At 69.7% G+C, this 13,498-nt stretch carries 15 protein-coding genes; 7 read left to right on the top strand and 8 right to left on the bottom strand.

The window, feature by feature from the left end; genetic code table 11:
• Positions 1-99: 99 nt before the first annotated feature.
• Complete coding sequence (locus AC4D2C_RS13365) at positions 100-654, bottom strand: TetR/AcrR family transcriptional regulator (protein WP_490915370.1); 555 nt, start codon at positions 652-654, stop codon at positions 100-102.
• Positions 655-718: 64 nt separating this feature from the next.
• On the opposite strand from AC4D2C_RS13365, the gene AC4D2C_RS13360 reads away from it, so the two are divergent.
• Positions 719-1,600 (top strand): alpha/beta fold hydrolase, encoded by an 882-nt coding sequence (locus AC4D2C_RS13360; RefSeq protein ID WP_490915369.1) that lies wholly within the window; start codon positions 719-721, stop codon positions 1,598-1,600.
• A gap of 35 nt (positions 1,601-1,635) precedes the next feature.
• On the opposite strand, the gene AC4D2C_RS13355 is transcribed toward AC4D2C_RS13360, so the two are convergent.
• On the bottom strand, positions 1,636-2,682 hold the full coding sequence (locus AC4D2C_RS13355) for an AAA family ATPase (protein ID WP_490915368.1): 1,047 nt from the start codon (positions 2,680-2,682) through the stop codon (positions 1,636-1,638).
• A gap of 241 nt (positions 2,683-2,923) precedes the next feature.
• On the opposite strand from AC4D2C_RS13355, the gene AC4D2C_RS13350 reads away from it, so the two are divergent.
• Entirely contained in the window at positions 2,924-4,282 is a 1,359-nt protein-coding gene (locus tag AC4D2C_RS13350; RefSeq protein ID WP_490915367.1) for a hypothetical protein, read from the top strand.
• 46 nt (positions 4,283-4,328) lie between these two features.
• On the opposite strand, the gene AC4D2C_RS13345 is transcribed toward AC4D2C_RS13350, so the two are convergent.
• The 5 genes from AC4D2C_RS13345 to AC4D2C_RS13325 all read right to left on the bottom strand — a co-directional run bounded on the left by AC4D2C_RS13345 (position 4,329) and on the right by AC4D2C_RS13325 (position 8,981).
• Positions 4,329-4,958: a sigma-70 family RNA polymerase sigma factor gene (locus AC4D2C_RS13345; RefSeq protein WP_490915366.1), complete on the bottom strand. Its 630-nt coding sequence runs from the start codon at positions 4,956-4,958 to the stop codon at positions 4,329-4,331.
• Between the two features lie 149 nt (positions 4,959-5,107).
• A complete protein-coding gene (locus AC4D2C_RS13340) occupies positions 5,108-5,563 on the bottom strand; it encodes a GNAT family N-acetyltransferase (RefSeq protein ID WP_490915549.1) in 456 nt (151 codons plus the stop codon).
• 35 nt (positions 5,564-5,598) lie between these two features.
• Complete coding sequence (locus AC4D2C_RS13335; protein WP_490915548.1) at positions 5,599-6,942, bottom strand: MFS transporter; 1,344 nt, start codon at positions 6,940-6,942, stop codon at positions 5,599-5,601.
• Positions 6,943-7,124: 182 nt separating this feature from the next.
• Positions 7,125-7,946 (bottom strand): GAF and ANTAR domain-containing protein, encoded by an 822-nt coding sequence (locus AC4D2C_RS13330; protein WP_490915365.1) that lies wholly within the window; start codon positions 7,944-7,946, stop codon positions 7,125-7,127.
• A gap of 147 nt (positions 7,947-8,093) precedes the next feature.
• The gene (locus AC4D2C_RS13325) at positions 8,094-8,981 is read right to left on the bottom strand and encodes a ribonuclease Z (protein ID WP_490915364.1); all 888 of its coding nucleotides are present in this window, start codon (positions 8,979-8,981) and stop codon (positions 8,094-8,096) included.
• A 237-nt stretch (positions 8,982-9,218) separates the two neighbouring features.
• Between AC4D2C_RS13325 and AC4D2C_RS13320 the strand changes: the two genes are divergently transcribed.
• The 5 genes from AC4D2C_RS13320 (at position 9,219) to AC4D2C_RS13300 (ending at position 12,729) form a co-directional block, all read left to right on the top strand.
• Positions 9,219-9,989 carry a CPBP family intramembrane glutamic endopeptidase gene (locus tag AC4D2C_RS13320; RefSeq protein WP_490915547.1) on the top strand — a complete coding sequence of 257 codons (771 nt, stop codon included), beginning with the start codon at positions 9,219-9,221 and terminating at the stop codon, positions 9,987-9,989.
• 67 nt (positions 9,990-10,056) lie between these two features.
• Positions 10,057-10,425 (top strand): GntR family transcriptional regulator, encoded by a 369-nt coding sequence (locus AC4D2C_RS13315; protein WP_490915363.1) that lies wholly within the window; start codon positions 10,057-10,059, stop codon positions 10,423-10,425.
• A gap of 23 nt (positions 10,426-10,448) precedes the next feature.
• Positions 10,449-11,369, top strand: coding sequence for an ABC transporter ATP-binding protein (locus AC4D2C_RS13310; RefSeq protein WP_490915362.1), 921 nt, complete (start codon positions 10,449-10,451; stop codon positions 11,367-11,369).
• On the top strand, positions 11,366-12,106 hold the full coding sequence (locus AC4D2C_RS13305; RefSeq protein ID WP_490915361.1) for a hypothetical protein: 741 nt from the start codon (positions 11,366-11,368) through the stop codon (positions 12,104-12,106). The genes AC4D2C_RS13310 and AC4D2C_RS13305 overlap by 4 nt, the downstream gene beginning before the upstream one ends.
• Positions 12,106-12,729 carry a DNA alkylation repair protein gene (locus AC4D2C_RS13300; RefSeq protein WP_490906219.1) on the top strand — a complete coding sequence of 208 codons (624 nt, stop codon included), beginning with the start codon at positions 12,106-12,108 and terminating at the stop codon, positions 12,727-12,729. Before AC4D2C_RS13305 ends, AC4D2C_RS13300 begins: the two co-directional genes overlap by 1 nt.
• Here AC4D2C_RS13300 and AC4D2C_RS13295 read toward each other — a convergent pair.
• The gene (locus AC4D2C_RS13295; protein ID WP_490915360.1) at positions 12,726-13,487 is read right to left on the bottom strand and encodes a glycosyltransferase family 2 protein; all 762 of its coding nucleotides are present in this window, start codon (positions 13,485-13,487) and stop codon (positions 12,726-12,728) included. The two genes, AC4D2C_RS13300 and AC4D2C_RS13295, sit on opposite strands and share 4 nt — an antisense overlap.
• Between the last annotated feature and the right edge of the window lie 11 nt (positions 13,488-13,498).

Genomic DNA, 13,498 nt, shown 5'->3' with positions numbered 1-13,498 from the left:
GGCTGCCGATCCCATCACCGGTTCGTCAGCGGTGGATCGCGGAGCACCCACGAGAAAGCACCGCGGGCGGAGTCGACGGCGCGTGTGCTGAGCGTCGGGTCAGGACCCTGCGAGGGCGTGCACCGCGCGTTCGATGGCCGGGCGCATGTCGAGCCGGGGATCCACGGTGAGGCGGTGCAGGAGCAGCCCGTCGGCAAGCGCCATGAGGGCCCGGGTGGCCGGCACGGGGTCGGCGATGCCGACGGCCGTCACGATCTCCTCGGTCCACGTCTCGAATTCGCGGCGCTGCTGCCGCAGAGGCTCGCCGAGTTGAGGATCGGCGGCGAGTTCGAGGAAGAGGGCGTAGCGCGCGCGGGTCCGCACAGCGAACGGCCCGCTCTGCAGTTCGACCATGGCACACACACCCTCGATCAGTCCGTCGGCACCCGTGATGACCGGCAGCGCGGTCGGGTCGAAATCAGCCCGCTCGCGCTCGGCGATCCAGTCGACCACCCCGCCGAGCAGCGCCCGGCGCGTACGGAACCAGTTCGAGGTGGACCCAGGGGGTAGGCCGGCCCGTTCATCGACCCGCGCATGACTCATCGCGCGCACGCCCTCCGCGCCGAGCAACTCAACAGCTGCCTCGAGGCTCCGCTCGCGTGTGGACGCCGGCATCGACACCCCCCTTCCGCGAGGTCTACTATGAACATAGTATCTCCGGCCCATAAAGGAGGTCGCGATGTCGACGCCCACCTCGACCTGGTCGCCGCCTTTGCCCGACGCAGCCGGCTTCGACCATCTCGTCGTCGAGACGCCCGGCCTGCGGACGCATGTCGCCACCATGGGCGAGGGCGATCCGGTCGTGCTCCTGCATGGATTTCCCGAGCACTGGTGGCAGTGGCGCGCCGTAGCCCCGCTCATCGCCGCACGCGGCTACCGCGTCGTCTGTCCCGATCTGCGCGGTGCGGGCTGGACCGTGGCCGACGACCCGCGGATAGATCGTGAGAGCCGGCTGCACGATCTGCTCGCTCTGCTCGACGTCCTCGGCATCGAGCGGGCCCACGTCGTCTCCCACGACATGGGCGTCATCACCGCCATCCAGCTGAGCTACGACCACCCCGAGCGGGTTCGGACGGCCGTCCAGCTCGCGGTGCCGCCGGCCTTCTTCGCGTTCAGCCCGAAGATCATCCCCGGTTTCCGGCACCTGCCCCCCTTCATCTGGCACCGTCCCGGCACCTCACTGCGCGGGATCTTCTCCGAGGCCTATGTGGCCCGCCCCATGTCGGAGGCGACCGTCGAAGCCAACCTCGCCCCGCTGCGCCGGCGCGAGATCGACGAGGCGGTACGTCCGCTCACCCGCGGCATGATCCTGCCCGAAGCCGCGCGCATGATGCGTGGCGTGTACCGCCGTCGGCGGCTCACGGTGCCGACCCTGGTCGTCTACGGCCGCCGCGACCGCCCGTGGACCGAGCAGGTCCTCGAGCGCATCTGCCGCAACCCGGAGCGGTACGCCGATCGCGTCGAGTTCGCCTACGTCGAGGACGCGGCGCATTTCATCACCGACGACGCCCCCACCGAGGTCGCCGACCTCGCACTCGGGTGGTTCGACCGCGCCGCGTGACTCCCGGACATGGAGCGCCCCGGGCTCCGGCCGGTTCAACCGGCCGGCGAGGTCAGCCAGCGCCACCACGACGACCGTTCGGGCACCGGCTGGTGCTCCGGCTCGGGTTCCTCGCCCAGGGCCTGCGCGGCCTTCACGAGGTCGTCGGTGGTGAGCGTCATGACATCGTCCCGATCGAGCGCGCCGAGATCGCGGTCCGCATCGAGCGACAGCCTCAGCGCCTGACGGTTGAGCGCCTGTTCGAACAGGGTGCGTGCGAAGCGCGCGTTGCCGGAGTCCTCGCCGGCGTGGATATTGGCGAGGATGCGGTGCAGCATCTCATCCGCCCCGGGCTCCAGGGCGTACTCGTGCTGGGCCAGCATCTGGTTGAAGATCGTCTCAAGTGCGTCGACCGAGTAGTCCGGGAAGGTGATCTCGCGGGCGAATCGGGAGCGCAGGCCCGGATTGGACAGGAGGAACGACTCCATCAGCCGCGGATAGCCGGCCACGATCACCACGAGGCGGTGGCGGTGGTCCTCCATCCGCTTGAGCAGGACCTCGATGGCCTCGGGCCCGAAATCCACGCGGCCGATTTCCGGGCTCAGTGCATAGGCCTCGTCGATGAACAGGACGCCGTCCAGCGCCCGGCGGATCACCCGATCCGTCTTGATCGCGGTCTCGCCCACGTACTGGCCGACCAGGCCGGACCGGTCGACCTCGACCAGATGACCCTTCTGCAGCAGCCCCACCGCGCGGTACATCTCGGCGAGGAGACGCGCCACGGTGGTCTTGCCGGTGCCGGGATTCCCGAGGAACACCAGGTGCTGCGACGTCGCGACCTCCGGCAGGCCGTGCTCCTTGCGGCGCGCCTGGACCTGCAGCAGTGCGACCAGTGCCCGCACCTGCTCCTTCACGCTCTCGAGTCCGACCAGTGCGTCGAGCTCCGCCTGGACCTCGGCGAGCGGCCGGGCAGGTCCGGGCCGCGCGCCGAGGAAATCGCCCACACGGTCGTCGATCCGCTCCGAACCCGGCAGCTTGATCTGTTCCGCCAGGTGGCCGAGCGTCTCGCGCAGCTCATCGAGCGGGTTGCGGCTGGGGGCCATGTGTTCCTCCTGTGACGACGTCTGAAGGGCGGGGTGACGGACGCGCGGTGGCTGGATCAGGACCGGTCCGTGGGCGTCCCGGCGGGTGGGTCCAACTGTAGTCCTGCACCCCGACGCAGGGTGGAGGCGTAGCCGGGAGGAAGGACCCGCCGGATCATCCGGCGCGGGTGAGGCCGGAGGGCATGAGCGAGGGGAGTATACAAGGGCCGCAGTTCCGGGACCGGAGGGAGTGTCAGTCGCCATGAGCGTCGAGGGCGGGGAACCCACCCACCGATGGACCCGGGGAGACGGGGGAGACCGGGGACGGGATCGGGATGCCGCGGCGGATGTGCCACAGGGGAGCGGGTCCCCGGCCGGCCGGTGGCGTTGGGTCACGGCCATCGTCCTCGTGGTCCTCGCCGGTGTCCTGGCCGTCGTCGCCGTACCCGCCCTGTATCTGCGGGCAGTGCTGCTGGACACCGACCGCTACGTCGCGATCGTGGCACCCCTGGCTGCGGATCCGGCGGTGCAGCGCGAGATCGCCGGCAAGGTCACCGAGCAGATCACCACGGCGGCGGACATCGAGGGAACCACTCGGGATGCCCTGACCGAACTGACCGCCGACACCCCTCGGGCCGCTCCTCTCATCACCGGCCTCGCACCGGTGCTCGCCGAGCAGCTCGAAGGTCTCGTCGGCTCCACGGTGACTGGTTTCGTGGAGAGCCCCCAGTTCGAGGACCTGTGGATGCGGGCCAACCGGACGGCCCATCAGGCCCTGGTGAACCGGGCCGAACGCAAAACCGGTGGGGCGGTCGTCATCGAGGAGAGCGGCGCCGTGACCATCGGCTCACAGGAGATCATCGTCGAGGTGAAGGACCGGCTCCTCCAGCAGGGAGTCGGCATCGCGGCGGGCATTCCCGAGATCGACACACGGATCACGCTGTTCCGCTCACCCGAACTGGTTCGAGCCGCACAGGCCCTCGGCACGCTCGACCGGGCCGCGCCACTTCTCGCCGGGCTGTCGGTCCTGGCTGCGGTCTGTGCCCTCGCGGTCGCACCCAGGGGGCGACGACGACGCGTCGCCGGTCTTCTCGGCCTGGCGCTCGCCGTCGCGATGGCCCTGCTCATCCTCGGGCTCGCCGTCGGTCGCGGCATCCATCTCACGCGGGTCCCGGCCGAGGCGGTGTCACCGGAAGCGGCGGAGAGCCTCCTCGACGCCCTCGTCACGCCGCTTCGGACCAGCGCGCGGCTGACCCTCGTCGTCGGCCTCGTGGTCTCCCTCATCGCGTTCCTCGGCGGTCCATCACGCACGGCCACGCGTGTCCGCCGTCGTCTGGCGAGCGCAGGTCATGCCGCGACCGGAAGGACCGGCAGCGACAGGCCATGGCGACGGGCCCTGGCACATCACCGGCGCGGGGTCCAGGCTGCCGTCGTCGGCGGAGCGGTCGTTCTCCTCGCCTTCTGGCCGGACCCGACGGCCGCCGTGGCCGGCGTGACGCTCGCCGTCGTCGTACTGCTGATCCTCGTCATCGAGGTCCTGTGCCGCTCCGCCGCGACCCGACGCACCGTGGAACCACCGCCTGGCGCAGCACCCCGGACAGCGGAGCGCCGGTCCCGCTGACGACCAACGGGCAGCACGAACGGGAGGGGCCATCGTCGGCCGGCTTTCAGGCAGCGTCGAGGACGGAGTCCCTCAGCCGCCTGATACCGTCCCGGATGCGGGTCTTGGCGGTCGAGACGGGGATGTCCAGGTGGCCCGCGACCTCCACGTAGGTCATGCCCGCGAAGTACGCGAGGTGGATGGCCTCGCGTTGCACGACGGACAGGCAGGCCAGACTCGAGTGGACAGCGCTCGCTTCGAGTCGATGAAGAACCGTATCGGCGACCTGGTCGTAGTCGACGTCCTGGTTCTTGATCCCCCATCGGAGGGTCCTGGTGCGGTGTGATTCCTCGGAGCGGACCTTGTCGATGGCACGCCGATGCGCGAGGGTCATCAGCCAGGACATCCCGGTACCCCGGGAAGGATCGAAGCGCGCAGCCCCACCCTGCCACAGGGTGAGGAACACGTCCTGTGTCGTCTCCGCGCTCAACTCGACATCGATGACGATCTTGCGGACGAGCCCGTAGATGCGGTGGGACGTCTGCCGGTAGAGATCCTCGAACGCATGCTCATCACCCTGCCCGACACGCAGGATCAATTCCTCGACCTGGTCCGCCGGACCGGACGGCTCGATGCGAGGAGGAGCGACGGACGGGGGTGGACACCGCACAGGAATCGGCGTCGGAGCGGTACGCATGGGCTTGAGACCTTCTGGCCACCATCGGCGTCAACCAGCAGCTGAGGCCACGGAGTGGTCTCAATCACCTGATTGCTAAGTAACCTAAGGACAGCCAACCACGCGCAGGCCCATCGGGAACAGGAGAAAAACGAAAACGTGCGGGATCCTCAGAACTCCCGGAGGTAGCAGAGCATCCGGGAGTCGGCGCCGGGCTCGATGTTGACGAACCCGTGGCGCTCGTAGAAGCGCCGGGTGTCGACGTCGATCTCGTCCACGTTGATGTGCATCTCCTCGGCACCACGGGACCGCACGCGGTCGATCGACGCGGTCAGCAACGCCGTGCCGATGCCCTGATCGCGCAGGCCGGGCCGCACGTACAACTCCTCGAGCTGCGCCAGGGGTCCGTCGTAGTAGGGCGTGGGACGCAGGGTGAGGAGGGCGAACCCGGTCGCGCCGCCGGCCTCGTCCTCCGCGAGGACCACGACGACATCGGGCAGCGCAAGCAGCCGGCGGAAGCGCTCGCCGAGCAGCTGCGCGGTCGGGGTCGCGGACTCGAACTCGGTGTTGAAGGCGTACAGGAGCGCACCGGCCACATCGGCGTCGCCCTGTACCGCCGTCCGCACCCGAGGTGCGGGGCCCCCGGCCGGCAGGGCGGACGTCACTGCGTCAGGCTCGCAGCGGCGCGCGCGTACGACGCCGACACCTGACGGTAGACCGGCGTGAAGAACGCAGCCACGGCGGCGAGGATCATGATGATCCCGGCGACCAGGAACACCAGGGCGATCCCGCGGGACGTGCCCTCGCCGAGCAGCGGGGCCAGCGCGGCGGCTCCCTCGGCCGACCGCGCGTAGGGGATGATCCAGAACTGGGCGATCGGCGCGATGACGAACGCGGTGACCGGCGCTGCCGCGGACTCGAACGCCATGGCGAATCCGAACACGCGGCCCTGCCGCTCGAGCGGGACCGTCTGCTGGATGACCGTCTGCTCGGCGGCCTCGATGAAGGGGATCAGGACCAGATACGCCCAGATCCCGGCGATGTACAGCCATCCCCACTCCCGAATGGTGAACACCGCCCCGAGCACCCCCATCGCGATCACCGCCAGGAGCATGGTCCGCAGCGGATTGGACCCGAGCCCGAACTTGCCGATCAGCGCCCCGCCCACGATGAAGCCCGTGGCGCCGACGGCGAACAGCGTGCCCCACATCTCCACGGAGAACAGTTCCAGGCCGTAGGGGTCCATGAGCGCCATGTAGACGCCGCCCACGAAGTTGTTGAACGTGGAGAACAGGATCAGGGCGAACAGTCCGGGGATGGCCAGCACGGCGGAGAAGGACCCGCGGAGGTCGAATCCGCCGTGGGCGTCGCTCGTGGCGGCGTGGACCTCCTCGGGCATGCGCAGCGTCAACAGGTGGAGGGCGGTCAGGGCGGTGAGGACGACGGCGACGGCGATGGTCCAGCCCATCCCCAGCAGGCCGATCGAGAGTCCGGAGAGCACGGAGGTGACGATGAACATCAGCCCCTGCACCATGCCGACGAGTCCGTTGGCATTGGCTCGCCGGTCAGGCTCGATCAGGATGGTGACGGTGGTGGACAGCGCGATGTTGCGCATGTTCTCCACCACCGCGCCGATCAGGATGACCAGCGTGAACACCCAGAACCACGGCTGCGTCAGGTCCAGCAGCCACGCGGTGGGCGTCACCAGGAACATCGCACCGGACAGCAGGAACATCACCAGCGTGAAGCCGGCGGCGAACCGCATCACGGCCAGTTTGCGGAAGCGGTCCACGAAGGTGCCGAAACTGATGCTGGAGAGGGCGATCAGGAGCATGTACGCACCGCCCACCACCCCCGTGGCGATGACGTTGCGCGTCTCGAGGTACACCCAGAACGTCAGGGCGAACCAGAGGTAGCTGGTGGTGATGTTGGCGAGGGCGGTGTTCACGAGGATGCCGGCGAAGGTCCGCGACCGCTGTTCCGGGGAGCGGATCGACCCGTCGATGGCGTCGCGGTCCTCGAGCGGGACGGCGGCACCCGAGGGCCCCTCCGCGACACCAGGGCCGCTGCGGGAGGCCGCAGCGGTGGAGTGCGTGGGCGGTTCCTGCCCGGTCATGCCGATCAGTGTACTGAGAACCCCGATGCGCCGGAAGGACTTCCGGCGCGGCCCCAGCGCGGCGCAGCCGCCTAGTCGAAGTGCGTGACCGGCGCTTCGTCCGTCACGGTGCGCACCAGTTCCGCGGCCAGCTCGCGGAGTCCGATCCGGCGATGGTTCGCAGCCGCCCTCAGGATCGCGACCGCCGCCGACTGGCTGCACTTGTTCTGGCCCATGACCATCCCGGCGGCGAGGTCGATCGTGGTCCGCGAGTCGAGTGCGGACGTCAGCTGGTCGGCCTTGTCCGACAGGTGCGTGATCCGTACCGCCAGGCGCAGGGACATCGAGGCTTCGCGTGCGAAGACCTCGGCCGCCCGGACCGTCTCCGGGGTGAAGCCGTCGGTGGTGTCGGAGTACAGGTTCAGCCCGCAGCTGGCCCCACCCTCCAAAGAGATGGGTACGCCGAGGATGGACAGCATCCCGCGCGCCGCCGCCGCCGCGTGGTACTCCGGCCAGCGTCCGTCGGCACGCGTGTCGCGGACCTGGACGATCTGCTGGGTGCGGGTGGCGGTCAGGCAGGGGCCGTCGCCGAAGAAGTGCTGTACCCGGTCGAGCGCCAGGGCGGCGTCGCTGCTGCCGGCCAGGGCCTCCGCGTGCCGGGGCCGCAGGAGCGTCGCCCCGCAGATCACCTCGCGTTCCGGCGCGGACAGGTGCTGGGCGGCCACCCGTGCGAGGTTCTGAAGGAAGTGGTCGATGTCCCTGCTGTCAAGGACCAGGTTCTGGAGGAAGACCGCTGTGTGGGCGGGGGAACCGGGGAGCGGATCGTCGGATCGGGCGCCTGGAGATCCAGGAGACGCATCAGATGCGCCGAGGGCGTGCTGGTGCGCGAAGGAGGAAGGGGAACATTCGTTCATCGTGCTCCTACTGAGGAGATCGTGTTCCACGGCATCACAGCGCTCGCGGAACAGCGGTCGGAAGGCATGCACCGCTCACTACTAAACGACGACGTCCACTCTACCGCGGGTAGCGGATCCCCCGGGTGTCCGCGGTGACGTGCCTCCTCAGCGACCGCGGCGCCGCGGGAACGGCACATGGTCCAGATCGGCCGCGGCGACAACGTCCACGGAACCGGCCGCGACGCGGGCCTGAGCGGCGAGCACGCCGACGTCGTCGTACCGGGACGAGAAGTGCGTGAGCACGAGGGTCCCCGCGCCGCCGCCTGCGGCGATCGCGCCCGCCTGGCCCGCCGTGAGGTGCCGGTACCGTTCGGCGAGGTCCGCGTCGTCGTCGCTGAACGTGGATTCCGAGACCAGGAGGTCGGCGCGGTCCGCGAGCGCCGAGGCACCGTCGCACACAGCGGTGTCCATGACGAACGCGAAGCGTCGACCGGCGCGGTGCTCGCTGACGTCGTCCAGCCGGATTCCGCGGAGGGAGCCCTCGCGCTGCAGACGGCCGACGTCGGGTCCGGTGATGCCTGCGGCGGTGAGCCGCTCGGGAAGGAAGGAGCGCCCGTCGGGTTCGGTGACCCGGTAGCCGTACGCCTCGATGCGGTGGCGGAGCGGCTCCACCTCGATCTCCGGAGCGATCGCGCCCGCCGCGCCGTGGGGATGCAGGTGCAGGTCCAGTCCGGGCGTCGCGAGACCCACCAGGGCCCGCACCACGGCCTCCCCGGACGCCGGGTAGTGCAGGTGCACGGGGTGGGCGACGCCGTCGAGCACCATCCGGGACAGCACGCCGGGCAGACCGAAGCAGTGGTCGCCGTGGACGTGCGTCAGGCAGATCCGCGTGATCCTCGACGCCGGGACGCCGGCCAGGAGCATCTGCCGCTGCGTGCCCTCGCCGGGATCGAACAGGATCCCCTCGCGTTCCCAGCGGAGGAAGTAGCCGTTGTGGTTGCGGGTCCGGGTGGGCACCTGCGACGCCGTGCCGAGGATGACGAGCTCACGCATGGCCCCAGTCTCGCATCCCGCCTGCAGCGCTCCCGCGGCGCCGTGCGGCGGCTTGCAGTGGACCGACCGCACGGCAGGCGAAACAATGGGGAGCGTTCCCCGGCGCGGCCGGGGGAGCGCACTTGTGATCAGGAGCGTGATCTGGTGGATCGACGAATCTCGCCGCCGGCACCCGAGCCGGAGGCGACGCGGCAGGCGGCCTGGAACCAGGGTCGATGGGCCACGCCGTCGCCGGCACTGGTCCCGGCCGCCCTGGTGTCGGTCGCGGGTTTCGTCCTGTTCGTCCTGCACCAGCCGTTGATCGGCTACTGCCTCCTCGTGGGGGCGCTCGTGACGGCGGCGGTGGTCGACCGGGCGCTGTTCCGGGACCTGCTGCTCGTCGCCTTCGGCCTCACGGTCATGAGCCTCGTCCCCATCACCACCGACATCAGCCTGGAGCACATGGCGGTCATGGGCACAGCGATGATCGTCGCGGTCGGCGTGCCCTACGCGGTCTCACGCTTCGCCTACCGCGATCACGCCATCACCTTCCCGGTGCGGACGGGCATCCCGTGGACGCGCACCGAGAAGTGGTACCTGCCGGTCGTCGTGATCATCGGGTACGCCCTGCTGCCCGTCTACATGCTGCGCACCGGCGTGTACACGAACTGGCCCGCGGCGTCCGAGCCCGACGAGATCGTCCGCCTGTTCATCGGGACCAACGGACTCGGGATCTGGGACGAGCTCTTCTTCATCTGCACGGTGTTCGCCCTCCTCCGCCGGCACCTGCCCATGGTGCAGGCCAACGTGCTGCAGGCTGTGCTCTTCACGTCCTTCCTGTGGGAGCTGGGCTTCCACGCGTGGGCGCCGCTGTTCATCTTCCCCTTCGCGCTGCTGCAGGCGTTCATCTTCACCCGGACCCGTTCCCTCTCCTACATCGTCTGCGTGCACCTCCTGTTCGACTTCGTCCTCTTCCTCGTGCTCATCCACGCCCACAACCGCGCCTGGTTCGACATCTTCCTCTACTGACCCTTGACCCACCCCCACTAAAGGGGTTCACTAGTTAAGTAACTAACCAGTAGAGGTGGAGGTCGCGGTGGTCGAGGAAGGGAAGCCCCTGTTCGTGCAGATCGCAGAACAGGTCGAGGACTCGATCGTGGACGGCACCCTCACCGAGGAGACGCAGGCGCCGTCCACCAACGAACTCGCGGCCTTCCACCGCATCAACCCCGCTACCGCGGCGAAGGGGGTGAACATGCTGGTGGACAAGGGCGTGCTCTACAAGCGCCGCGGGATCGGCATGTTCGTCGCGGCCGGCGCCCGCGATCTGCTGCTCAAGGAGCGCCGCAGCGACTTCGCCGTGCGCTACGTGCAACCCCTCCTCGTCGAGGCGCACAGGATCGGGCTCGAACCCGACGACGTCGCGGCCCTCATCCGCGCCGGCGCCGAGCCGGCAACCCCATAAGGTCTATCGAATCGAAGGACACCATGGACACAGTCATCGAGGCACGGAACCTCACGAAACGCTACAGGGACGTCCTCGCCCTCGACGACGTCGGCTTCGACATCCAGCGGGACACCATCTACGGCTTCCTGGGCCGCAACGGCGCCGGCAAGACCACCGCGATGTCGATCCTCACCGCGCAGAACCTCCCCACGAGCGGACAGGTCCGCGTGTTCGGTGAGGACCCCTACGAGAACTCCCGCGTCCTCCGCCGCATGTGCTTCGTGCGGGAGAGCCAGAAGTATCCGGACGACGCCTCACCACGCCACGCCCTCGCCTCCGCGCGCCTGTTCTTCCCGCGGTGGGACCAGGATCTCGCCGACGAGCTGGTGGAGGAGTTCCAGCTGCCGCTGAAGCGCACCATCAAGAAGCTCTCGCGCGGACAGCTCTCCGCCGTCGGCGTCATCATCGGGCTGGCGTCCCGTGCGGAGATCACCTTCTTCGACGAGCCGTACCTCGGTCTCGACGCCGTCGCACGCCAGACCTTCTACGATCGCCTGCTGACCGACTACGCGGAGCACCCTAGGACGGTGCTCCTGTCCAGCCATCTCATCGACGAGGTCTCGAACCTCATCGAGCGCGTGCTCGTGATCGATGCAGGGCGCATCATCATGGACGAGTCCACCGAGGACGCCCGCGCGCAGGCCACGAACGTGGTCGGCGACGCCGCCGTCGTGGAGCAGGCCCTGCGCGGCCGCGAGGTCATCCACCGTGAGAGCCTCGGCCGCGTGGCATCCGTGACGTTCCTGGGGCGGCTCGACGGCGCCGAGCGCGGTGCGCTCATCGCGGCGGGACTCGATCTCGCCCCGGTCTCCCTGCAGCAGCTCATCGTCCGTCTCACCCAGCAGAAAGCGCCCGGTGCGGACGCATTCGCCGGGGCCGCCCAGGAAGGAAGCCTCCGATGACCACCCTCGAGTCCGGCAGCGGGACGCGCCCTGCCGCGGTACGCAACCGCACCCGCAACGTCGTGCGCCTGCAGTTCGTCAACACCCAGACGTTCCTCTGGGTGCCGGCCCTCGTGCTGGCCGGAGCCTGGGTCCTGACGCTGCTCATCTACTGGATCCTCCAGAACGCAGGGGTCGAGACGGTCAAGACCGGCGGGGGGTCGCAGGCCCCGCTGTGGTACTTCCTCGTCGTCGGCATCCAGGCCATGACCCTGACCTTCCCCTTCTCGCAGGCAATGAGCCTGACGCGCCGGGAGTTCTACCTCGGCTCCCTCGCCGCCGCGGCGGTGAGCGGACTCGGGATGTCGCTGGTGTTCGTGCTGCTCGGGCTGGTCGAACAGGCCACGGAGGGCTACGGCATGAACGGCTACTTCGCCTACCTCGGCTGGGTGTGGGAGGGCGGACCGCTCGCGGCAGGCCTCACGTACTTCGTCCTGACCATGCTGTTCTTCATCATCGGATTCTGGTTCGCCACGATCTACAAGCGGTACGGCACGGCGGTGCTGACGATCGTCCTGATCGGGATCGGCCTCGCGCTCGTGGGCGTCGTCGCCCTCGTGACGCGGCAGCAGGCATGGCCGGAGGTCGGGCAGTGGATCCTCGACGCCGGGTCGCTCGGACTGACCCTGTGGGCCATCCTGCTGTGTGCGCTGCTCGCCGCCGGCTCCTACCTCACCCTGCGCAGGATGCCCGCCTGATGCTCGAGGAGGCAGCCGGGCCGGCCGGCTTCATCGACGAGTCCCTCCAGTACGAGAGCTCGTGGGAGCGCGCCGAGGACTTCGAACGGCGCTACGGCGACCGCCTCGAGTACTACGGCGCCTCGATGGGCGCCGTGCGCGGCACCGTCCGCAACGCCGCGCGGCGGTACCCGGACCTGGGGCACGACGACGTCACCGCCCTCGCGTCCGAACTGTGGTCGCGGCCCGTGTTCGAGCGCCGACTGGCCGCCGTCGTGCTCCTGCAGTCCTCCGTGCTTCTTCTCCGCTCCTCGGACCTCACGCGGATCGAGGGCTTCCTCCGGTCGGCACACCTGCCCGAGCTCGTGGACCCGCTCGCCGTCGACGTGGTCGGGCCGCTGCTCCTCCGCCTGCCGGGACCCGAGGCCGTCCGCGCCCGGGCGGTCCTGGACCGCTGGGCGGCCGCGGACGATGCATGGCTCCGGCGCGCCGCGGTCCTCGCGCACCTGCCGGCGTTCCGGACGGGGGAGGGCGACGACGCCTCGTTCCGCAGGACCGTCCGCCTCGTCTCGGGCGCCCAGCAGGGCAGGGTGTCCGCCGTCGAGGAGGCCGTGGACCTGGTCCGCGCGAGCGGAGCAGGCTAGCGGACGTCGATGGTGCGGATGAGCCGCCCCCGCAGGGCCGGTACCAGATGGTGGAGGCCCATCAGGCTGAGTCCGTAGCGCCGCACGCGCCGCATGGAAGTGGCCACCCGGAGGCGCGGATCGATGAGCACCGCGCCGCGACCGAGGCGATGGGTCACCCGCGCGGAGAAGTCGATGTCCTCGTCACGCGTGTCGATCGCCGTCCGCTCGAAGCCCCCGGTCTCGAGGTACGCCGAGGCCCGGACAGCCATGTTGTGGCCGGCGACGAAACGGAGGTACGCGGCGTCGAGGTGCTTCACCGTGATCAGGACGCGCAGCAGGCGCAGGGCACCCGGCATGAGGAGGTCGTCGCGCCGGCGGTAGTGCCTGTCGCGCAGCGGGACGCTGGTGCCGCCGACCAGCGCCACCTCCGGGTGGCGCTCGAACAGGGTGCGGATGCGGCCGGCCCAGTCCTCCGCGGGCTCGCTGTCGCCGTCGGTCCTGGCGATCAGCGCGTATCCGTCGTCGATCGCCCTGCGGACACCGGTGTCGCTCGCCGCCCCGGTGCCCTTCTGCAGCTCGCTGAGGACCGTGACGCCGAGATCCGGCCGGGCGGCGGCGAAGCGCCGCACCCGCTGGATCGTGTCGTCGGTGGAGCCGTTGTCCACCACGTAGACGTGCAGACCGGCGCGGTCCCGCTGCCGGTGGAGCGCTTCGAGGGTGCGCGCCACATCGGGTTCGTTGAAGACGGGGACGACGACGGCGAGCCGGTCGGTCATGGGGAGATCCT

The organism is Arthrobacter sp. TJ-240, from assembly GCF_058269195.1.
Note: the sequence above shows the minus strand (reverse complement) of the source record. Positions and strands in the feature narration are given on the sequence as shown.